This is a genomic window from Paenibacillus sp. AGC31, assembly GCF_057334655.1.
The window spans coordinates 66,968-89,454 of sequence record NZ_JBHFJH010000030.1; the positions used below are offsets into that span (position 1 = coordinate 66,968).

Annotated in this window: 15 protein-coding genes, 1 pseudogene and 1 riboswitch; of the genes and pseudogenes, 10 read left to right on the plus strand and 6 right to left on the minus strand. The window is 45.1% G+C overall.

Features of this window, described 5'->3' with window-relative positions; translation table 11 throughout:
• Positions 1–15: 15 nt before the first annotated feature.
• Positions 16–1,698: a sensor histidine kinase gene (locus tag ACE04G_RS17525; protein WP_047843168.1), complete on the minus strand. Its 1,683-nt coding sequence runs from the start codon at positions 1,696–1,698 to the stop codon at positions 16–18.
• Between the two features lie 192 nt (positions 1,699–1,890).
• Here ACE04G_RS17525 and ACE04G_RS17530 point away from each other — a divergent pair, with 192 nt between their 5' ends.
• From ACE04G_RS17530 to ACE04G_RS17550, 5 genes and pseudogenes are all read left to right on the plus strand, one after another.
• A complete protein-coding gene (locus ACE04G_RS17530) occupies positions 1,891–3,537 on the plus strand; it encodes a type 2 periplasmic-binding domain-containing protein (protein WP_449004718.1) in 1,647 nt (548 codons plus the stop codon).
• 52 nt (positions 3,538–3,589) lie between these two features.
• Entirely contained in the window at positions 3,590–6,430 is a 2,841-nt protein-coding gene (locus ACE04G_RS17535) for an alpha-L-rhamnosidase (protein ID WP_449004717.1), read from the plus strand.
• A 583-nt stretch (positions 6,431–7,013) separates the two neighbouring features.
• Positions 7,014–7,283 (plus strand): annotated as a pseudogene (locus ACE04G_RS17540) (alpha/beta hydrolase); the annotation flags it as partial.
• A gap of 440 nt (positions 7,284–7,723) precedes the next feature.
• A complete protein-coding gene (locus tag ACE04G_RS17545; RefSeq protein ID WP_449004739.1) occupies positions 7,724–8,497 on the plus strand; it encodes an SDR family NAD(P)-dependent oxidoreductase in 774 nt (257 codons plus the stop codon).
• A gap of 289 nt (positions 8,498–8,786) precedes the next feature.
• Positions 8,787–10,193: an MFS transporter gene (locus ACE04G_RS17550; protein WP_449004716.1), complete on the plus strand. Its 1,407-nt coding sequence runs from the start codon at positions 8,787–8,789 to the stop codon at positions 10,191–10,193.
• A gap of 71 nt (positions 10,194–10,264) precedes the next feature.
• On the opposite strand, the gene ACE04G_RS17555 is transcribed toward ACE04G_RS17550, so the two are convergent.
• A complete protein-coding gene (locus ACE04G_RS17555; protein WP_449004715.1) occupies positions 10,265–11,485 on the minus strand; it encodes a cytochrome P450 in 1,221 nt (406 codons plus the stop codon).
• A 405-nt stretch (positions 11,486–11,890) separates the two neighbouring features.
• On the opposite strand from ACE04G_RS17555, the gene ACE04G_RS17560 reads away from it, so the two are divergent.
• The 5 genes from ACE04G_RS17560 (at position 11,891) to tenA (ending at position 20,275) form a co-directional block, all read left to right on the plus strand.
• A complete protein-coding gene (locus tag ACE04G_RS17560; protein WP_449004714.1) occupies positions 11,891–13,849 on the plus strand; it encodes a beta-glucoside-specific PTS transporter subunit IIABC in 1,959 nt (652 codons plus the stop codon).
• 59 nt (positions 13,850–13,908) lie between these two features.
• Complete coding sequence (locus tag ACE04G_RS17565) at positions 13,909–15,351, plus strand: glycoside hydrolase family 1 protein (RefSeq protein ID WP_221821362.1); 1,443 nt, start codon at positions 13,909–13,911, stop codon at positions 15,349–15,351.
• A gap of 17 nt (positions 15,352–15,368) precedes the next feature.
• Positions 15,369–16,220, plus strand: a complete 852-nt coding sequence (licT, locus tag ACE04G_RS17570; protein WP_076210876.1) for a BglG family transcription antiterminator LicT — start codon at positions 15,369–15,371, stop codon at positions 16,218–16,220.
• Positions 16,221–16,518: 298 nt separating this feature from the next.
• Complete coding sequence (locus ACE04G_RS17575) at positions 16,519–19,191, plus strand: endo-1,4-beta-xylanase (protein WP_221821367.1); 2,673 nt, start codon at positions 16,519–16,521, stop codon at positions 19,189–19,191.
• A gap of 207 nt (positions 19,192–19,398) precedes the next feature.
• A riboswitch (TPP riboswitch) is annotated at positions 19,399–19,496 on the plus strand.
• 113 nt (positions 19,497–19,609) lie between these two features.
• Positions 19,610–20,275, plus strand: a complete 666-nt coding sequence (gene tenA / locus ACE04G_RS17580) for a thiaminase II (protein ID WP_449004713.1) — start codon at positions 19,610–19,612, stop codon at positions 20,273–20,275.
• A gap of 143 nt (positions 20,276–20,418) precedes the next feature.
• Here the strand turns inward: tenA and ACE04G_RS17585 are convergent, their stop codons facing one another.
• From ACE04G_RS17585 to ACE04G_RS17600, 4 genes are read right to left on the minus strand one after another with little or no spacing between them, the layout of a single operon-like run.
• Complete coding sequence (locus ACE04G_RS17585) at positions 20,419–20,715, minus strand: spore coat protein (RefSeq protein WP_449004712.1); 297 nt, start codon at positions 20,713–20,715, stop codon at positions 20,419–20,421.
• A 10-nt stretch (positions 20,716–20,725) separates the two neighbouring features.
• Positions 20,726–20,926, minus strand: coding sequence for a hypothetical protein (locus ACE04G_RS17590; protein ID WP_076253188.1), 201 nt, complete (start codon positions 20,924–20,926; stop codon positions 20,726–20,728).
• 31 nt (positions 20,927–20,957) lie between these two features.
• On the minus strand, positions 20,958–22,094 hold the full coding sequence (locus ACE04G_RS17595) for a zinc-dependent alcohol dehydrogenase (RefSeq protein ID WP_449004711.1): 1,137 nt from the start codon (positions 22,092–22,094) through the stop codon (positions 20,958–20,960).
• Entirely contained in the window at positions 22,091–22,477 is a 387-nt protein-coding gene (locus ACE04G_RS17600) for a spore coat protein (protein WP_047843178.1), read from the minus strand. Before ACE04G_RS17600 ends, ACE04G_RS17595 begins: the two co-directional genes overlap by 4 nt.
• Between the last annotated feature and the right edge of the window lie 10 nt (positions 22,478–22,487).

Below are 22,487 nucleotides of genomic sequence, written 5' to 3' on the forward strand. Positions count from 1 at the left end.
CTAGACTCTTTTCTGTCAACGTAAGGATTCATTCTGCCAATTGGCGAGCGACCAGTTTAATCGGACACGCATGCCTCCAAGGGGACTCTGTTCAAACTGGATACCCGAATGGGTAGCGTCCTGAATGCGCAGACGCTCCGCAATATTCCAGAGTGCACATCCCATCGTGTCCACAGGCGGCTCGGATATTCTGGCCTTAAGTGCATTAATTTCTTCCTCCGTCATGCCTTTCCCGTCGTCGTCAACCACAATACAGAGCCCGTGTTCCGTGCGCTCAACGGTGATATGAATGGAACCGGAATCCCACTTGGCTTCTATGCCATGGATGATGCTGTTTTCCACCAAAGGCTGAATGAGTAGTTTGGGAATCGGGACAGATCTTAGCTCGTCCGGTAGCTCAATCTGATAAGAGAGACGGTCCATGCGTAAGCTCTGTATCTCAAGGTAATTGCGAACGATACCCAACTCTTTTTCCAAACAGGTCATCGGCTCGTCAAGGCGTGTGGTGTACCTGAAATATTCAGCCAAGTTCTGGGTCATGGCAGTAACCGCTTCCTCATTGCCCAATCTTGTCATATTATTAATGAAAAAGAGACAATTATATAAAAAGTGAGGATTAATCTGGGCTTGTAGCTGTTTCAGCACCGCTTCACGAGCTACGATTTTTTCCTTGTATACCTTTTCAATCAAATCCTCAATCTGTCCGGCCATGTCGTTGAATTGACCATATAAGTAATCAAATTCATTACCGCTCTGCCGCTGAATACGATAAGAGAAGTCGCCATGCTTCAAAAGACGAACACCTTTTAACAGAGCAAGTATGGGGATCTGTACCTTGCGGAAAAGAACAACAATAATCGTGACCCCCGCCATAAACAGCATGACACAGGCAGAGTAAAACCAGAATTGGGTCATTCGTATAGGCTGTAACGCTTTATCAAGAGGCATAAAATCAATTAAATACCAACCGAGCTGATGAGAGTACACATAATTGACAATGTACTGGGCTCCGTTAACCGAAACGGTTTCTGTACCGGAGGATGGTTGTAGATGACCGGTTAGCTCCTTCATGATGAGAGGGGTAATGGAATTAGCCTCTTTGCGAGTAATCAATTGCTCGTCCGGTTTATAGAATAACGTCTCATTCTCGCTCTGATGTGAGTTCTCAACTATATCCTCCAGATTGCTGCGCGGGAACTCCAACCGAATAATGATCTGTGGACTGACCTTGTATTTATAATATTTAGCTGTAGCTGCATCATAGTTCCAGCCTGATTTCAGTGAATCTACAGAGGGAGTCTTCATATCTAACTCCGAAGAAATGATCCATTGATTCAACAGAACCGAGTAGACCGATATTTTGTTATTCCATCCCTCGGACAAACTTTGCAAATTGACTCTCACAGCAACATTTTGAATCAACTGTACCTGCTCAAAGGAACTCATCACGTCAATGGATCGCAGCAGTGCAATAGAATTGTCCGTTTCCATGGAGATGGATAACATATTCAGCCGATTTATGCTCTGATCGAGTGAGTTAACGACAAACTGCACTCGATTGAGATTGTTGGTTTCAATATCCTTTTGAACGGTATCCAGACTGGATTGAACCGAGAAGGTATACATGACCAGGACGGCGACAAGCATAATCAGCGTGATGGCCACTATGTTCATAAAGGTCCTGTATTTCTTTTTCAACCCTTAACGCCTCCTGCCAACGATGTAAATTCACCTTATTGTAGGCTGGCATTGGATGAAATACAAGTGATTTGGAATGTAATATAGATGAAGGTTAAGAATGAATTATCTAATGTTGAAAAAGCGTTATTTCGACTGTATAACTGGCACGATATGATGAAGATGAATTAGATGAAGGAGTGCATTTCGCACATGAGTAGCAAAATATACCTGTCTCTTTCTGTTGCTTGTTTGATTCTGTTTACCGCCGCATGCAGTGGTAAAGCACAAGAGCCTATGCCTGTAAAAACAGGTGTGATCGTAACAACAGTCAAAATGAATGATCCAACCACCATCTACAAAAATGGCGAAACTGCTACCGATAATGTACATATCCGTTGGGCCAGAGAAACGCTTGGCGTGGATATTCGGACCCAATGGAGTGCTCCTGTCGATGACTATGATATGAAGCTTCGATTAATGCTCTCTGCTGACAATACGTTACCTGACGTGTTCTCATCCAATGTCATGGACACAGTCAATGGATTTATGATCTCAGGCAAACTGTTGGACGCTGGACAAGCCTTTGATCGATATGCATCATCCACTTGGAAAGCGGCTATGGCTGAAGTGCCAGAAGCATGGAAGCCTTTTGAGATTGACGGGAAACGGATGGCGATTCCGATCATTACGGAGCAAGCCTCGCAGTCCGTACTTTGGATTCGCAAGGATTGGCTAGATTATCTGAACCTGAAGGCACCAAGCAATCTTGACGAACTGGAAAGTGTAATGAAGGCCTTTACCTATGATGATCCAGACGGTGATGGCGTACAGAATACCTACGGTATTGATTTTGCAATCAAGGACCAGTATCTGGCCTCGCCTATCGGAGACATATCCTGGGTATTTGGTGCGTATGGAGCGATTCCAAGTATATGGAGCAAGAATGTACAGGGCAATCTCGTGTACGGAAGTATCCAGCCTCAGATCAAAACCGCACTGGCAAAACTGCAAGACTGGAAGAAAAAAGGATATGTGAGCAATAACATAGCTCTGCAGGACTTCAATCAGGTCAATAAAAATATCTTTGATGGCAAAGTTGGCATGGTAGCTGGTCCACGCTGGTTTGGAGATTATCCGCTGCAACAACTTAATGAAAAGGATCCGAAGGCTGAGTTTGTGCCTTATCCGATTCCTGCAGGAATGGACGGAACCACAGCGAGATTCAAAGGAAACTCTTACAGCGGGGCTTTAATGATCAGCGCAAACATTTCTGAAGAAGCCTTGCAGGCTTTTTTTAAGTATCAGAACTATCTGTATGAGGCTACGGTGACGAATAATCCGTTGTATCTGAGTGCCTATCAGAATGGATATGATTATGTACTGAACCCGGATGGTTCGGTGGATAGTGACAGCCGCGATATTCCCGGGGGGAAAGTGATAACGTTCAAATATACCCTCATGGGACAATATGCGAGTTACCCTTCCCGATTCAGAGCAGCTCTTCTGAAAATGGGCAAGCGAGAAGGGCTCAGCTCTCATGATCGCGCCATTTTGTTCAGTATGGGAATTGACCCTAAGGATGAGAAGCAGTATCCCATTATGAAGGCAAATGTTGTAGAGACCAGGCAGCGGCAGATTGATCGAGTCAATCTGTTTCAGGGGCCCCCGACAAAAACAATGCAAGCTCGAAACACTTATTTGCAAAAAATGGAACTGGACACCTTCAACTCCATTATTTATGGAGAGGAGCCACTCACCATTTTTGATGAGTTCGTGAAAAAATGGATGGATTCAGGCGGAAGAAAAATCACGGAAGAAGTGAATGAATGGTACCAATTGGCGCAGACTCGGCCTTAAAGCAGGATGGTTAAACGTTCCGAAAGGTAATCGACAAGGGGAGGTTTCATCGATGAACATTACTCATATGAAAACAAATCACATCACTAATCCGCTCGGTTTTGCGGTAACCAAGCCAACCTTTTCTTATACCGTTACGGATACGACAGCGACAACGCAGATCGCCGCACAGGTAGAAATTGCACTGGATGAATCTTTTACAGAACTTGTATTTGATAGTGGAATAACAGAGGATATTGATTCGCTCGCGTATTCTCCGGATCTGGAACTGGCTGCACGGACGCGTTACTTCTGGAGAGTTCGATTATGGAATGAGCTTGGGGAAAAGGCGACCAGTGAAACGGCCTGGTTTGAAACGGCTAAGCAGGATGAACCATGGACAGCAAAGTGGATTACACCTGAACTGGAACCGACGATTCATCCAGTCCTCCAGAAAACGTTCGAAGTCAAAGGTCCCATCGCCAAAGCACGGGCGTACATCTGTGGTTTGGGAGTATACGAATTGGAACTAAACGGAGTCAAGGCTGGGGATGAGTACTTGGCCCCTCATTATAATGCCTATCACAAATGGCTTCAGTATCAAACTTACGATATTACCGACCTGCTGCAAGAAGGGTCCAACGCGATAGATGTCCGTTTGGGGAATGGCTGGTATAAGGGACGGTTTGGTTTTGAAGGAGATACCACTGCCAATTTGTATGGTGATCATTTTGCATTGCTGTCCGAGCTGGTGATTACGTATACGGATGGAACAGAAGTTGTTGTCCCTTCAGATCTGTCCTGGCATGCCACCCGCTCGAATGTGGTGGATGGTAACATCTATGACGGAGAAATCTATGATGCCACGCTGGACGTGACTGAGATTTATCCAGTTCGGGAAAGTGAAATGGGGTATGAGCTTTTACAAGCAAGAAAAAGTCTTCCGGTCGTGATCAAGGAAACCTTGAAGCCGATCGAAATTTTGACCACGCCTGCGGGAGAAACGGTCATTGATATGGGCCAGAATATGGTAGGCTGGCTGCAATTCCGTACTACGGCACCAAGCGGAACGGTCATCCATTTGCAATATGGCGAAGTGTTGCAGAAAGGCAATTTCTACCGGGAGAACCTTCGCTCGGCTAAGGCGGAGTACATCTATACAGCAAACGGTGAAGAAGCTATTGTGCGTCCGTATTTCACATTTTACGGTTTCCGATATGTTAAGGTTGAAGGCTGGGCAGGCGAACTGGATCTGAATGACTTCACAGGCTGTGTGGTTTACTCGGATATGGAACGTACCGGGTATTTAGAAACCAGTCATGCTGGCGTGAATCGTTTGTTCGAAAATGCACTCTGGGGGCAAAAGGGAAACTTCCTAGATACCCCTACCGATTGTCCACAGCGCGATGAGCGCATGGGCTGGACAGGGGATGCACAGGTATTCTCCGGTACAGCAAATTACAATATGGATACGTATGCCTTTTTTAACAAGTATGGATATGATCTGTGGATGGAACAAGAGGATCGGAACGGTATGGTTCCGATGGTCATTCCGGTTGGACGTGTGCAGGGCGGAGGGTCCAGCGCCTGGGGAGATGCGGCAACCATTATTCCGTGGAACACGTATCTGCATTCCGGGGACCCATCCATTCTGGAGCAGCAGTTTGACAGCATGAAGACATGGGTAGATTACATCAAGCGTTCGGATGACGAATCCGGTAGTACACGTTTATGGGCGATAGGTTTTCACTTTGGTGACTGGCTTGCGCTAGATGGGGATGATCCGAACTCTCCAATGGGGGGAACAGATAATTACTTTATTGCCTCAGCCTACTATGCCTATTCTTCAGATATCGTAGCCAAGGCTGCCAAAGTACTTGGACATCATGATCTTGCCGCATCCTATGACCAGTTGGCGCAAGAGGTTAGAGCTGCAATTGTGAAGGAATACTTTACTGCGAATGGACGTCTGGCAGTAGATACACAGACCGCATACGCTATAGCGTTGTATATGGATCTCGTTCCTGAGCAACATAAAGCACGGATTGCAGAAGCTATTCGCTTGCGTGTACGCAAGGATCAGAACCACTTGAGAACTGGCTTTGTAGGTACGCCGTATTTGAACCGGGTTCTATCAGCATATGGAAGCAATGATATCGCCTATACGCTTCTGCTCAATGATGATTACCCAAGCTGGCTGTATGCGGTCAATATGGGAGCAACAACAATCTGGGAGCGTTGGAACTCCATTTTGCCAGATGGTACAATCAGTGAAAATGGTATGAACTCGCTTAATCACTATGCCTATGGTGCCGTTGTTGAATGGATGTATCGTCATATGGCGGGGATCAATCCAGTAGAGGATCGACCTGGCTTCCGCCATGCACTGCTGGCACCGATGCCTGATTTCAGAATCCAGTGGACTAAAGGTCGCATTGACACCGCTGCAGGAACTTATTGCAGTGAATGGAGGTTTGATGAAGCAGGTAAGCTGTATTTAAGCTTCTCTGTTCCATTTAATGCAACAGCAACGATCAAGCTGCCACGCGCCGTGGTTGATCAGGTGATGATGAACGGAATTACACTTTCGGATACAGGCCTGATTGTCGTTCAGGTTGAAGATGAAGTGATCATCGAAGTGGTGAGTGGCACGTATGATTTTATTTATGTACCATCCGTGCCATACAAACAAACGTTAAGCACCCGTACACCTCTGAATGTACTGCTTCGTAACGAGCATAGCCGGAGTATGCTGCACGAGCTTTCACCGGTGCTGGCTTCGCTGGACCCGGGGACAATTGGCCCGATGGGGGAAGTAAGCTTGCGTGATCTATCCACCTATCCTTCGTTCAGTACGCCAGAGGAAGAACTTGACCAGCTCGATCTCAAGCTGGAGACCATTCAAATCGTATAGAATAAATCATTGCTCGTAGATACGACGAAAACGAAACACGATGACGTTTCTTTAAATGCAAATCATCTCAAACCGATGGCCTGCTGAGGTGAGTAATATTCGCTGGGCTACCGAGGATGTCGAATTCGGTGGCAAGCACATCCGTAAGGGCGACATGCTCTTTGTTCCTCAGTCAACCGGGATGAGAATCAGTTCGCTGACCCGGATGCATTTGATATCACACGGAAGGCCAATAATCATAATACGAGAGGATAGCCCTACTTAACCGCGATTTCGCGGTTTTTTCTTTGTCTTTGACTAGCAATGGGCTTGAATTACGCTACACGATCTTTGTATCGCGTTATAGTCGATCGTCTCACTTGAAATCTACAATAGAAGTATCCTTTTGGCCATGTCAATCCACTCTACCTGTTGGATTCTTCACCCGAGCTGGCAAATACCAAAAAGCGGCCAGCGGTACTTGTGCTTCCAGGTGGAGGATATAGAGCTTGTTCTGATCGAGAAGCTGAACCCGTTTGCTACGGCATTTTTGGCTGAAGGTTATCAAGTCTTTATCCTGTGAAATTCACTCAATCAGCATGCTGTATTTCCAAAACCATTGAATGATACGGAGGAAGCGTTGACACTCAAGCGGGCCAACAGTGCGGACTGGAGAATTGATCCTCAAAAAGTAGCGGTATGCGGCTTCTCCGCAGGGGGCCATCTTGCTGCAGCTTTGGGGACGATGGGTTCCACTCGGCCTAATGCAATGATTCTTGGTTATCCTTGTATTCTGGAGGAGATGAGTGATATTTTTCCTGCGCCCGTTCCAGGCGTGGAACCTGTTAACCGAGGAAGAGCAGAAGCAGCTTAACGATGGGCTAAAGACTATTTCGGTGACATAACACTGGAGGCAACACAGCATAAACAGGATAAGTCCTTTAGCCATTTTCGGGCTCGTTCCTAATCTATTAAAATGACGAATTGCAAAAAAAGACACAAAATGATAGTATTTATATCAAGATAATAGCACAACTATCAAAATGAAATTTGGAGGAAACAACTATGACAACTTACAATGAAAACATTAAAATTTCGGAACTATTGAATAATGATGAAGCAACAACATTGCTTACCAAACATCTACCTGAATTCATTAACGAGCCATCATTCAAAATGGCTTCCCATTTTACGCTGGATCAACTCGCAGCCATTCCACAGGTTGATCTGCCAGAAGACATTTTGTCCGCACTGAAAGCGGATCTTGCTAACGTAACCTTCGAATCTGCAGAGGCTCCTAAAGCGAGCAAAGCTGTGAATACCAACTCCGATTCGCTTGCAGGCAAAGTGATTACCATCACAGGCGCTGGTAGCGGTATTGGCCGAGCTAGTGCAGTGTTGATGGCATCGAGAGGAGCCAAGCTCGTTCTGGTGGATTACAATGTAACAACAGGGGAAGAGACACTTGCGCTTGTGAAGGAGCAGGATGGCGAGGGCATCTTTGTTCAAGCTGATGTATCCAAGGAAGAGGATGTAGAAATCTATATTCAAAAAGCAATTGAAACATTTGGTAAAATCGATGTCGCGTTCAACAATGCAGGAATCATTCAGAAGTTCCAGCCTTTCCATGAAACATCCCTGAACGATTTCTCCCGTATCATTGACGTCAACTTGAAGGGGATCTTCCTGGGGATGAAGCACGCTCTCAACGTGATGGTTCAACAAGGTTACGGTCATGTGATAAATACAGCATCAACCACGGCGCTTCGAGCTGAGCACAGTCTGGCCGCTTATACAGCGAGTAAACACGGTGTTGCCGGATTGACAAAAGCAGCAGCGATTGAGTACGTCAGAAAGGGCATTCGGGTAAATGCTATCTGCCCTGGGGGTGTAGCCACTTCGCTGACCGCAGCTGTTCCGCAAATGTTACAAGAAAGCGATTATATGCCCGAAGAATTCCCAAATATGAGAATTGGGCGTTTTGCGGAGCCAGAGGAGCTGGCTGAACTCGTAGCATTCTTGGCATCGGACGGCTCCAGTTATATGACAGGCTCTATCCTTGTAGCAGACGGTGGATTGACACTTTAAGGAGTAACAGCAAGTCTTTCGAACATGGTTCTAGCGATTTTAAAGCCGATTCCTGATCTATTTCGGTTCATTTTATTCATAAGAATCGTGCATAAAACATATGGACCAAAAACTGATTCAGTATACCTGAGTCAGTTTTTTTGTCGTTCAAACAGCAGGAATACCTTCTGTTTGGATTGCGTTATTTGATCTTAACAATGCGCTATATCTGTTATATATGCCAGGACATAAAATGAAAGTATAGAAGAGGAAGAGAAATTCAACATGAAGAGTAACGGAGGCGAGTGTTATGGGAGTTGCAGTGAACGAGCAGCATATTAAAGCAGATAATACGCCGGCTCAGCCACCCCGGGAAATACCAACGAAAAAGTTAATTGGCGATTCAATGGGACAGTTCGGGTTAAACATTTCAAGTGGATTGTTGGGTTTGATCACGTATTATTATACGGATGTCGTTGGCGTGTCTGCCGCTGTAGTCGGTACGGTAATGCTGCTTACCAAAGTTTTGGATGCGTTTGCAGACATCGGTATGGGTGTACTGGTGGATCGGACCAAAACCAAGTATGGGCAAGCTCGTCCCTGGTTGTTATGGATGACCATTCCAATGTTCATCTCATTATTCTTAATGTTTTCCGTGCCGGATATAAGTTCTACAGGCAAAATTATATATGCGGTTATTACGAATCTTGTATTCTACATTTTGGTGTTTACTCCAACCTCGATTCCATATAACAGTTTGATGGCGTTAACAACGCGTAACAGTTACGAGCGTTCCTTAATGGGTATTATCCGTTCAAGCAGCGGGTATCTGGCAGGTATGGTTGTTGCCGTTGCATTTGTTCCAATCGCTACAGCCATGGGCAATAGCAGAAGTGACTGGACGTTGCTCGCATCAATTTTTGCTGGTGTTGCAGCAATCGGGATTTTCATTTCATTCCTGTCCAATAGGGAAAAGTACAACAATGTTCAATTGGATGAGCTTGGCATGTTTCAGGATAAAACGCCGATTCGTGAAGGACTGAAATTGCTCTTTGCCAATAAATACTGGGTATATATGTTCTTCGTAATGGCTCTCGCTAGCATTTTGTTTGCTCTGGGCGTGGCAGCAGGAAGTTATTATGCCAAATATATTTGGGGCAATGTAAGCCTGATCGGCATTATGGGTGCTATTGGTTTGATTCCGGTTATTATCGGATTTGCCTTGTCCGGACCATTCATCAAACGTTATGGCAAGCGAAATACAGCCCTCGGCGGTATATTAATCGGACTCCTCGGAGCAGCCGTTCGGTTAGTCGCTCCCGAGAGCATTACATTGGGTCTGATCTGTTCTATCTTCCAAACGCTTGGTACAATTCCGCTAATGGCAGTAGGTGGAGCAATGGTCACAGACACGATTGAATACGGCGAATGGAAATTTAACAAAAGACTTGTTGGTTTAACGAATAGTGTCATCGGTTTCGGTTCAAAAGTAGGCACAGCCATTGGCACAGCAATGATTGGATGGTTCCTCGCGCTAGGAGGATATGTCGAACAAGCTACAACCCAAGGAGAAGGAGCAAAGCAGGCCATCATCGCGTTGAATATATACGTCCCCATTGTTGTATTCATTCTTCTTGTAGTATTCCTTTACAAAAACAAGCTGGACAAGGAATATCCAACGATTATTAGAGAGCTTGAAGGTAGAAGAAAGGCATAACAAGATTTAAGTGTCCTTACACACAGCCAATCGCTTGTGTGTAAGGGCACTTTTAATTTGATGAAATTAGTTCAAAAAAGCTTGGTTGTTACGATGGCTGGCAGGTTTTGAAGAGTCTGTGTACCCGGGTAGAGCTGGCTTGCCGCTTCAAATTTGATTTTTGCAGTAATATTGGAAAAGTGATTCGTGAACCCTCTCAGCACCAGTTGGCCCTCTAGCCTGGCTAATGGAGCGCCCAGACAAAAGTGAGGTCCTTTGCCAAACGAGAGATGACGATTGCTGTTGGGACGGTAGATATCAAAGCGGGAAGGTTCGGGAAAATGTCTAGGGTCATTGTTGGCTGCACCCAGCCAGGTTAATATAACATCTCCTTTTTTCATAGGCACGCCAAGGATGTCTGTATCCTCTACTACCACACGATCAAGTGTCGTGGGAAAACGATACCTTAACGATTCTTCAACAGTATTCTCTATCAGTTCTGGATCTGCGGCAATATCCTGATAGATTCCGGGTTGATCATACATAAAACTGTAGAACAGGCTGTTTATCATGTTAGTCGTTGTTTCGTTCCCAGCAGCAAGGAGGCCCAAGCTAAAGGTAACAACCTCTTCATCGGTTAGTTGATCCCCATCCAGCTCGGCAAGTGTGAGATCAGAAATAATGTCCTCGGCAGGATGCTTTCTCTTCTGCTGAACAATGGGGAGCAAAAATTCGTTAAATTCTTGCATAGCCGCATACTTCGCATTCATCTGCTCCTGCTCATTACCTGTGGCATTGGGGAAAAATAACATGTCAGACCAGGCTTTGATCTGTGCCCGGTGTTGCCTCTCTACCCCAAGTAGATCGGCAATGACAGTAACAGGAAGTGGAACCCCTAGGTCTCGAACAATGTCCACATCATCTTTCGTCTTCATCTCAAGCATTAACTCATCAACGATAGCCGCGATTTGAGGCTCCCAGGTTTTTAACTGACGTGGGGTGAAGGCACTAGAGACTAACTTTCTAATATCACGTTGAACAGGGGGATCAACAGAATTGATGTTCACTCGGGTAACTACCGGTGGAACCGGGGATACACTCCGTTTACGAACACTGGAGAACCGTTTCCAGTCTGTTAGAACGGAATTGACATCATCATAACGATACAGATTCCATACTTGCTGCTTCTCGTCAAAATAGATGGGATGATTCTCCAGCATGTACTCATAATAAGCATATGGATTCCAAAGTTCTTCAGGTGTCTCTAAATTAGATACCTGATGAATAACGATCGATCTGTTATCAGTCTGCATGTCTCCTCGCCATCCTTTAATGTAGTTTGTGGAAATCTCCAAATAATGATAGCCAAACTATCATTATTTGTTTTAAAGGTACCATAAATCACACTTATTTAGCAATTAAATGAAATGTTTTACTGAATATCAATTATTTAGAGATACTCTTAGGGTCACAGATGAAGAAACATTTTCATATCAAAATGCAGAAAAATGTCGAATAAAGTGATTGCTAACAAATTTATTGTGTGATATTATGATCCAGTAAACGTTTACATCTACAACGAATTAAATATTAGCAGTGTTTGGCTGTTACTGGTAAAGCAGGCATGACCAAAATGATTTGCATTTTCCTTATGTGAGTAGGGGAAGGCATATCGTTTTGGTCTTTTTTATATCCAAATTCAGAAATGAGGCAATGGTATGGATTATCGCAAGTTGGGACAAGAGATTACGGAATTGGTTGGGAAGAAGGATAATATCGCTCGGCTTACGCACTGCGCAACCCGACTACGATTCGAACTGCACGATATCTCCAAAGCGGAGACAGAAAAACTCAAAGCACTTCCAGGTGTCATTACCGTTGTGAACAATGGTGGACAATATCAGGTCGTTGTGGGCAATGAGGTGCAGCAGGTCTACCGAGTTATCACTCAGCAGATGGGTTCTGCTACCCGAAGTGCGGAATCCAAATCGGATTCTGGCAAAAATAACGGACCAAAACAAAAACAGAGCTGGATCTCCAGATTCATCAGCGTGATCTCAACAACATTTACTCCGGTAATTCCGGCAATCATTGGCGCGGGTATGATCAAAGCGATATTAGCCGTACTTGTGCTGACAGGCCTTGTAACGACGGAAAGCCAAAACTACTATATTCTTAATACCATTGCGGACGCGGCTTTTTATTTCATGCCTATTCTGCTGGCTTATGGAGCTTCCATTAAATTTGAAACTAGTCCCATTCTGGCGATGACAGTTGCCGGCGTGTTGTTACACCCGGGATGGAGCGCCATGATGGCGGAAGGAAAAGATGTGTTTTTCATCGGTGTTCCAGTTCGACTAACCGATTACGCGGGCTCCGTGCTGCCGATTATTATCGTCGTTTGGCTCATGTCCTATATTGAACGTTTCGCGGATCGGGTATCGCCTTCAATGATCAAATTTTTCACGAAACCAATGCTTGTACTATTGATTACAGCACCACTTGCATTGGTGGCGATTGGACCTTTCGGAACGTACCTGAATGATCTGGTTGCGATGGGTGCAGAAGCGATTAATGCCAGAGCCAGTTGGCTGATTCCACTGTTAATGGGAACTTTGCAGCCATTCCTGATCGTGACAGGTACCGCATGGGCCATGACGCCGATTGCAACTAGCCAACTGACCAAAAATGGATATGAAATGATCAACGGCCCGGGAATGCTTGCGTCCAATATTGCTCAAGGTGGGGCCACGCTTGCTGTAGCATTAAAAACAAAAAACAAAAAACTGAAACAGCTCGCTGCTTCTTCCGGTTTCACCGCTGTATTGGGCATCACGGAACCATCCCTGTACGGCGTAACGCTGAAACTGAAGAAACCCTTAATTGCCGCAATGATTGGTGGTGGTGTAGCAGGGATATATGCTGGTCTGACCGGATTAGTGCGTTATGCCTTCGTTTCTCCGGGTCTTGCCGCGTTACCTGCCTTCATTGGAAGCAATCCGATGAACATCGTTCATGCCATTGTGACTTGTCTGATCGCTTTTATCGTTACTTTTGCTCTGACATGGATCATTGGTTTTGAGGATCCAGTGGATGATGAAGAAGAAGGCAATACCAACGTTAACGATGACAAGACACTTTCCGGGCAGTCTGTTCAAGACAACACTCTAAGCACGCAGTCTGTTGCAACAACAAATGCAAATGGACCAACCCAAAATGAATTACGCCCACTTACGATCGCAAGTCCGATGCAAGGGGAATTAGTCCATCTAGACCGTGTACCAGACGATGTCTTCTCTTTGGGATTACTGGGTAAGGGCGCTGCTATCATTCCTGCCAAAGGAGAACTGTATGCTCCGATCGCAGGTGAAGTTACGGCTTTCATGGACTCCAAACATGCGGTGAAATTAAATGGTTACGATGGAGAAGAGGTGCTCATTCATATTGGAGTGGATACCGTAAACCTGAAGGGGCGACACTTCGACTCTTCCATTAAAGTAGGGGATCGCGTAAAACGGGGGGACTTGTTGATCCGCTTTGATATCGACGCCATCAAGGCAGAAGGCTACGAAGTCATAACCCCGATCATTATCGCCAATTCGGATCGTTTCCCGGACATTAAGCTGGAGAAGCAGAGTCCTGTGGAGGTTGGAGCGACGATTATCCACCTTTCGTAACAAGCTTAATATGGTCCGTCATATATCTTAATCAACATTAAAATGAAGGAGTGTTTGAGATGTTATATCAACACACCAAACCATTCCCCAATGAATTTCTGTGGGGAGGCTCTACCTCGGCCTACCAAGTCGAGGGAGCCTGGAACGAAGATGGCAAAGGCCTGTCCGTCATCGATATGTGTGATCATCCGGCTGGAACCGCCGATTTCACGGTTGCGAGCGATCACTATCACCGATTCAGAGAAGACGTGAAGCTTTTTGCAGAGCTGGGCCTCAAAGCATATCGTTTTTCGATTGCATGGACTCGAATCTTGCCTTCAGGCACAGGGCCTGTTAATGAAAAGGGACTCGATTTTTATCACCAATTAATTGACGAATTGCTGCTCCATGGTATTGAGCCCATTGTGACCATGTATCATTTCGACTTACCCTACGAGCTTGAGAAAACCGGAGGATGGAACAACCGGGGGACGATTGATGCCTTTGTGGAGTACGGGCGTATCTTGTTTGAGCATTACGGGCATAAAGTGAAATATTGGTTGACCATTAATGAGCAGAATACAATGATTCTCCATCCCGGTGCTATTGGTACACCAAAAGGCGGACGTCTGCCTTCCAGTAAGGAACTGTATCAGCAAAATCATCACATGTTTGTGGCTCAAGGCAGAACGATGCGACTATTTCATGATATGCTCCCGCAAGGCAAGATTGGTCCTGCATTAAACATGACCTCCATGTACCAGGCAACCTCCAGACCAGCAGATGCAATCGCTGCACATAACTGGGAGACAATTCGTGGATGGGGTTTTCTCGACTTATCGGTGTGGGGACGGTATAATCCATTATTCTGGAGTTATGTACAGGAACGCGGCATCGAGCCGGTTATTGAGCAGGGTGACATGGAAGATATCCAGTCTGGCAGCCCCGATCTGGTAGCAATCAACTACTACTCGACGGCAACCATTGCCGCCAGTATGGGAGATGCGTCGGATGTTACAGCTCGTGCGGGTGATCAGCAAATTATGCTTGGTGAGCAGGGAGTCTACCGAGCCGCGGAGAATCCTTATACCGAAAAAACAAAATATGGCTGGGTCATCGATCCGATTGGCCTAAGGTTAACATTGCGTAAGGTATGTGAACGATATGGTCTCCCGATTCTAATTACGGAAAATGGTATAGGAGCCCCAGATATACTCGAGGCAGATTACACGATTAACGACACGTACCGGATTGATTTTATTGAGAAACATCTGGAACAGATCAGACTGGCTCTGACGGATGGTGTGGATGTGATTGGTTATTGCCCTTGGTCCGTAATTGACGTGGTAAGCACCCATCAGGGTTATGGGAAACGCTACGGCATGATCTATGTAAACCGTGGTGAACAGGATCTGAAAGACTTGAAGCGTTTGAAGAAGAAAAGCTTCTCGTGGTATCAAGAGGTCATTAAACAAAATGGCAGATGTATCGGAAATTCGGATCAGGCGGTCACGAAAGAATAAAGGATCGTGATGAATGCATGAAAGTAATCAAAATATTAAATAACAGCTTGCTTCTGACCAAAGATGAACAGGGGCAAGAGATGATTGTCATGGGAAAAGGGTTGGCGTTCAAAGGCAAAGTTGGCGAGCGACTGGATGAAGAACACATCCAAAAACGATTCATTCTGCAAAATAATCCGTCTGCGCAGGCTTACGTACGAACCATCGAAAACATGCCGGAAAAACATGTGAATGTCATAAATAAACTGATTACCAATGCAAAAGAAAAGTTGTCTCTTGACGACCAAATCTTCTTTACGCTTATGGATCACTTGTCATTTGCCATTGAACGATGGAAAAAAGGTGTAGCACTACAGAATCGCATGTTATGGGAGATCCAGAGGTTTCACCCTGTTGAATTCGAACTTGGCCTTGAAGCCGTTCAGTTGCTGAATCTAGAACTGGGGGTTGAACTGCCGGAAGAAGAAGCAGGGAATATCGCTTTTCATTTCGTGAATGCCCAAACGCATGAACAGAATATGGAGCGCACGATGCAATCCGTTAAGATGTTAAAAGATATTTTTAATCTGATACAATACACCTTTGATATGCAATTGAACAAAAATTCCATCCATTATGTGAGACTTGTCACACACCTGCAATTCTTCATCCAGCGTTTACAAGAAGGGCGTCTGGGCAATTCGGCGAAAGATTTTATATTTCAGCACATGGTGAAGGAGCATCCGCTTGAATACAAATGCGCGGAGATGATCAAAACCTACGTGCAGAATATGCTGGACATCTCCATATCGAACGAGGAATTATTATATTTGATGATTCACATTGCTCGAATTGTCCAGGAGGAACAGGGTGATGATGGACGATTATAAAGCAAAGTTAAAGTTGTATTCCCTTAACTCTTTTTCGGGAAAGATATTTTCTAACTATGACCGTTTTCTCGTATTTTATCGGGAAACGGTCTTTTATTTTTGCAAATATGTAGCGGCTTTTTGATATTCCATGATTAACGAACTTCTGATTCCTAAAATCATAATTACCAATTGATAACATTTTATTATAATTATTGTAAATTCGTTATATGTAAGCGCTATCTAAAGAGCTATAATCTATTTATCTGGATGTTAATCCGTTCAGAAATACTTAGACCAGATCAAGAGGAGGAATTGTATGAAACGGTTAGGTCAATGGAATATAACAGCCTTGGTTCTTGTGCTCGTACTTGCCATGCTTCCATTTTCGAATGTCTCACATGCAGCCAAGGCAGTTACGGAAGTGGAAGGAGGCCATTTGAGTACAAACTTTGAAGACGGTACACTTCAGGGATGGACTCCACGTACAGGTAACGAAAGGCTGACAGTGACACAGCAGGAGGCACACGAAGGTCAGTCCAGTATGCTGATCGCCAACCGTGAGCGTTCCTATCATGGACCGATGTTATCCATGAAGGATCTGCTTGAGCGTAACCAAGAGTACGAAATTACGGCATATGTAAGACTTACCCAGGAGCCCATCACGGATCAAACACTACAGCTCACCACATATAAAAAAACAACTGCTGAAAGCTGGAACCCGATCGGTAGCGTGAAAATTGCCAAAGCAGAGTGGAATACATGGCACAAGATCACCGGAAAATTTCAGTATAGCGATGATCCCACTGAATTGAATTTGTTCATCGAAACACCCTACATCTCTGAAGGTAGCGTAGATACGTTATCGTTCTATGTGGATGATGTATCATTTACTCTGGCCGAGCAACTGGAGATTGAAGAAGGTATTCGGTCTCTGGAGGACCTGTATCAAGATGATTTCCCCATTGGTGCAGCGGTGTATCGCTGGCAGTTGGAAGGCGCATATGGACAACTTCTCACAAAGCACTTTAACAGCTTGACCGCAACCTATGAGATGAAACCGAAGTACATGTCTCCTTCCGAGGGTGTTTATGAGTTCGAGGCAGCCGATCAATATGTTCAGTTCGCCGAGGAGCATGGTATGGGCGTACGCGCACATGCGTTGTTGTGGCATATTGATGCAGCAGAGTGGATGTTCAAAGATCCTCAGGGTAACCCTGCGAGTCGAGAATTACTGCTTGCCCGGATTCAGGATTACGTTGAAACCGTCATGACCCGATACAAAGGTAAGATCTATGCCTGGGATGTGGTAAACGAGGCGATTGCGGATAGCAATGGTGATGCCAACGGTTTACGTAAAAGTCCCTTTTATGAACTAATCGGTCCGGATTACATTGAGAAAACCTATGAATTCGCTCGTGCAGCAGATCCGAATGCCAAATTATATTACAACGAATACTTCACGGAAGTCCCTGAGAAAAGAGAGCATATGTTTCAGTTGGTCAAACGACTGAAAGATAAGGGGCTTATCGATGGTGTGGGTTTGCAATCCCACTATAACCTGGAATCCCCTCCCATCAAGGAAATTGAAAAAACGATCAACATGTTCGCCGAACTTGGATTGGATATTCAGATCACGGAACTGGATGTGGATAGCGGAATTCCATTTGGTGAAGAGATGTCGGATGAAGTTGCGGTAAAACAGGCGTATCGATATAAGGAACTGTTGGATTTGTACCAAAAACACAAAGATCACATCTCTTCAGTTACCTTATGGGGACTCCAAGATGAGAAGTCTTACAACAACCAGGCTATGCTGTTTGATTCAGCCCTGAAGGCCAAAAAAGCATACTGGGGGCTCGTGGATGAATCAGGCTTGCCTGTTTTGACACAGAGAGCCGTCTCACTTTCGGGTAAACCGGATATCAAAAAACATTCACAAGATCCACTCTGGAACAAAGCGGTGTCTACTCCACTGAAGGGCGACTCTTCGGGATCAGCCAGTTTCCGCACCTTATGGGATCAAAGTAACCTGTATATCCTTGTGGATGTTCAGGATGCGAAGGCAGATGTGAACGACAGAGTAGATATCTTTGTTGATCTCAATAATGGCAAGACCACTTCATATGAAGCAGATGACCGACACGTAATCATTAAGCGGTCGGGCAAAGCTGAGGGCGTGGAGCAGCGTTCATATCGTGTACGCGAGACCAAAGCAGGATATCAGGTTGAATTGTCCATTCCGTGGGGTGGTATCCAAGTCGGATCAGAATATGAAGCCGGATTGGATATCCGTGTGACTGATGGCGGTTCAAGTGGGACACAACCTTATAATCCAATGTACTGGAATGATCGAACACAATCTCAGGAACAGGATACAAGCAAATACGGCGTGATTCAGCTTGCCCCTATGCCCAAATCTGCACAAGCTGTACAAGGGATTGTTCAGATTGATGGGAAGAAAGACACATCATGGAATAAGGCTGTACCATTTGAAGTAAAACGGTTGAATGAGAACGAAGGTGCAGAGGCAGTCGCTCGGGCAATGTGGACAGGTGAGTATCTATACCTGCTGATCGACGTCACTGATCCAAACATCATCACAGATAACATCAACCCATGGGATCAGGATTCGGTTGAGATTTTCCTGGACGAGAATCACCAGCGCACACCGTATTTTCAATATGATGATGCCCAGTTCAGAATCAGTGCAGACAATGTGGGAACCTTTGCAGGGGGTGCCTCACCCGGACGCCTTGTAAGTGCTGTGAAGAAAACAAATAAAGGATATCTCGTAGAAGCCAGAATCCAGTTGCAATCACTGACGCCCAAAGCAGGAAATGTTCTCGGTTTCGATCTTCAAATTAACGACAACCAGGGCGGAGGTAAACAGAACGTAGCCAAATGGAATGATACGACCAATGAGAGCTGGAGAAACACTTCGCAGTACGGAATACTCACTTTTGTCGGAAAGAACAAGCTCGGGCATTAAACCATCGACAATAATTGTAAGAATAGAAACCATCATAACAGTGGATAAAACTCAACCATTGTTGTGATGGTTTTCATCATTTAAAGACGTCACTCAAGCTGATGAGGCGTGATACAATCTGTCTTGACTGTATTAAACAGCCCTTGATATACTAAATGGATGTTATTTTATTCTTTTATGCGGATAAGAAAGTAATCAACTACATACAACCGTTTGCGAGGGAGCCTTAACCGGCTGAGAGGGTGTTAAACCGACCTTACCTGATTTGGATAATGCCAACGTAGGGATGCAACGATGAAACACTGTACTTGGGTAGCTCATGCGAACCCTCTTGTTTTAGTGTATTTGTCTGCGAAACATCCTATGGATGTTTCGTTTTTTTGTTTTTAAATACGTACATTATGAATTGGAGGAACATATGTTGACTATTTCAGAGAGACTATATCGGGCGGCACAGCCTGTGTGGAAGGAATGTCTTGAGCATCCCTTTGTGAAAGGGATCGGAGATGGTTCCTTACCGGTTGAACAATTTCGTTATTATTTGTTGCAAGACTACTTGTACCTGTTCGATTATGCCCGCGTATTTGCACTAGGTATCGTCAAGTCGCACGACCCCAAATTGATGCAGTTTTTTAGTAAAAATGTAGATAACATCCTGAATGGCGAAATGAAAATTCATCGATCTTATATGGAACGACTAGAGATTACAGAGGATCATGTTTTTCAGGTAAAACCTGCACTGAAAAATGCAGCCTATACTAACTATATGCTCTCTGTTTCCCATGCGGGTGGTATAGCAGAAGTACTTGTATCCATTCTGGCCTGTTCATGGAGCTATGCAGAGATTGGTCAAGTCCTTGCTCAAAAGCCAGGTGCAGCTGATCATCCTTTTTATGGTGAGTGGATCACAGGATATGCTTCCTCTGAATACAACAGCAGCAATCAATCCCTTGTGACGTTAACGGATAAACTATTAGAAGGCTGTAGCGAGGAAACGTACCAACGGATGGAAGATATTTTCGTGATGTGCAGTCGCTTTGAACTTGATTTTTGGGAGATGTCATGGAGGATGGAAAATAAGTAGAATACGTAAAGGAACGCTTGTATAAGCGTGTTTCGTGACGTTGCCAAAAAAAGGGCGGAGTGTACCCGCCTTTTTTCATTGTTGAAATTCTTGACACAGGAACATTTTGTTCTCTGAAGTCTCTGGCAAAATCAAAAACGGTGTCAGGACGGAATGTTCATAGCAGTCTGAATGTTTTTCAGATCGAGCTGAATTTGCTCTGCAATATGGTAAGGGTGGTATAAGCCATGCTGCACCATGTAATTTGATATCTTTTCATGAGAGTCTATGGCTTCATCGAGCTGTTTCATCAAAATTTGCTTGATTTCGGGGGTTGCACATTCGGTCACAGCCATGGAGTAGTTTCTGACGCCGCTCTTGGCGTTCATCAAAAAATCCATTGCAATCACGTCATCGGTCAGCGTATTAAGACCAGTCATATGTTCTAATATTGGGTTCATTTTTTATCTCCTATACAGTCGCTTTAGACAGCACTCCACCGAGCTCCTGAAGCTGCTGTTGTGATAATGTTGCATCTTGTTGCAAAATTTGCTTGAGCTCCGGGTCGGTTACCAGAGCTTGCATGGTCTTGGATTTCGTCATGCAAACCGTCTTGAACGCAGCTATTTCATGTACCTCGAGCATCTCATGCAAAGCGTAAGTGGAATCCATTCAGATTGTCCTCCCATGTATCTATTCATATTTAAGGCTTTAAGATGACTTTAATGCAATCGTCCGTTTTTGTATCGAACACTTCATAGCCCCGCTTGGCGTCGCTGAGCGGAATGACGTGTGTAACAATGTCGCCAGGGTCCACTTTGCCAGACGTAACCAACTCGTACATATATGGCATGTAGTGAATGACCGGAGCTTGTCCGGAACGGATATTCACGTTTCGCTGCATGATGTCACCGAGCGGGAATCCGTTATAACGTCCGCCGTATACCCCAGTGACTTGAATGGTGCCGCCTTTGCGGACCGCCTGAGATGCAATGATAAATGCGCTCATGGTTCCGCCTTGCAGTTTCATACCGCTGGCTAGAAATTCAAGATCGCTCATCTTGCCGTCCATTCCTACCGCATCAATGACAACATCGGCGCCGCCTTTGGTCATTTCCTTGAGAGTGTTCCCAATATTCTTATCCTGTTCGAAGTTTACGATTTCCACATTGTTCGTTCGCTTTGCATGCTTTAAGCGGTAATCGACATAGTCGACGGCTATGACCCGCTTAGCACCTTTCAGCCAGCAGAACTTCTGGGCCAGGAGTCCGACCGGACCGCAGCCGAGCACGATGACTGTATCACCATTCTTAACGCCGGCGTTATCTACGCTCCAGAATGCTGTCGTCATGGCATCGGCGATCAAACTTAGCTTTTCGTCCGGTTGTTCGCAGTTCTCAGGGATCTTAAAATGGGTAAAATTAGCAAATGGGACCCGTAAATACTCGGCTTGCCCGCCGGGATATCCGCCGGTCGTTCCGGAGTAGCCGAAATAAGCGCCCATATCCCCGTGCTCGTTGGAATTGTCACATTGGCTTTCCAGCTGATTTTTGCAAAAAAAGCATTCTCCGCATGCGATGTTAAACGGAATGATCACACGGTCGCCTTTTTTTACCTTGGTCACGCCAGGACCTACTTCTTCTACGATCCCCATCGGCTCATGTCCGATGACATAGTTCTCCTGAAGGTTAGGGATCATCCCGTGAATCAGATGAAGGTCAGAACCGCAAATGGCGGTACTGGTGATCTTTACGATCATATCGTCCGGTTTCACAATCTTCGCATCCGGCACCTCTTTGACCACAACATTTTTAACCCCTTGATACGTTACCGCCTTCATGCTTTATGTCCTCCAATATGCTCATCTGGGGTCCGATCAAACATCCCTTTACGTGACGTATCTCCCGGGAACAGATTCATCTGCCCGATCATCACCGTATTTTTCGCCGAAAGCTGATCGAGTTGGTACTGTTCGTTCAACTCATAAGGATGGAACCATTTTTTGCGAATCATGAGCTCCGAGATTTCTTGGTGCATTGCAATCCCCTGCTTAAGATGAGTATGCAGCAGGGCTCTTACATCCGGTGAAGCCGTTTCCGTCAGGGCGATGGACAAATTACGTACACCCTCCTTGGCACGAAGAAGGAAGTCCATGGCAAAAGTCATATCTGCCATTTCCGGCATATTCAATGAATTAATCGGATCTAAATAATCGGTATTCATCTGAGTTCCC

Coding starts and splice junctions, on each gene's coding strand:
- ACE04G_RS17575 (WP_221821367.1), top strand. CDS start 16,519: ATGAAACGGTTAGGTCAATGGAATATAACAGCCTTGGTTCTTGTGCTC.
- ACE04G_RS17600 (WP_047843178.1), bottom strand. CDS start 22,477: ATGAATACCGATTATTTAGATCCGATTAATTCATTGAATATGCCGGAA.
- ACE04G_RS17595 (WP_449004711.1), bottom strand. CDS start 22,094: ATGAAGGCGGTAACGTATCAAGGGGTTAAAAATGTTGTGGTCAAAGAG.
- ACE04G_RS17555 (WP_449004715.1), bottom strand. CDS start 11,485: ATGCAGACTGATAACAGATCGATCGTTATTCATCAGGTATCTAATTTA.
- licT (WP_076210876.1), top strand. CDS start 15,369: ATGAAAGTAATCAAAATATTAAATAACAGCTTGCTTCTGACCAAAGAT.
- ACE04G_RS17535 (WP_449004717.1), top strand. CDS start 3,590: ATGAACATTACTCATATGAAAACAAATCACATCACTAATCCGCTCGGT.
- ACE04G_RS17530 (WP_449004718.1), top strand. CDS start 1,891: ATGAGTAGCAAAATATACCTGTCTCTTTCTGTTGCTTGTTTGATTCTG.
- ACE04G_RS17590 (WP_076253188.1), bottom strand. CDS start 20,926: ATGGATTCCACTTACGCTTTGCATGAGATGCTCGAGGTACATGAAATA.
- ACE04G_RS17585 (WP_449004712.1), bottom strand. CDS start 20,715: ATGAACCCAATATTAGAACATATGACTGGTCTTAATACGCTGACCGAT.
- ACE04G_RS17550 (WP_449004716.1), top strand. CDS start 8,787: ATGGGAGTTGCAGTGAACGAGCAGCATATTAAAGCAGATAATACGCCG.
- ACE04G_RS17560 (WP_449004714.1), top strand. CDS start 11,891: ATGGATTATCGCAAGTTGGGACAAGAGATTACGGAATTGGTTGGGAAG.
- ACE04G_RS17565 (WP_221821362.1), top strand. CDS start 13,909: ATGTTATATCAACACACCAAACCATTCCCCAATGAATTTCTGTGGGGA.
- tenA (WP_449004713.1), top strand. CDS start 19,610: ATGTTGACTATTTCAGAGAGACTATATCGGGCGGCACAGCCTGTGTGG.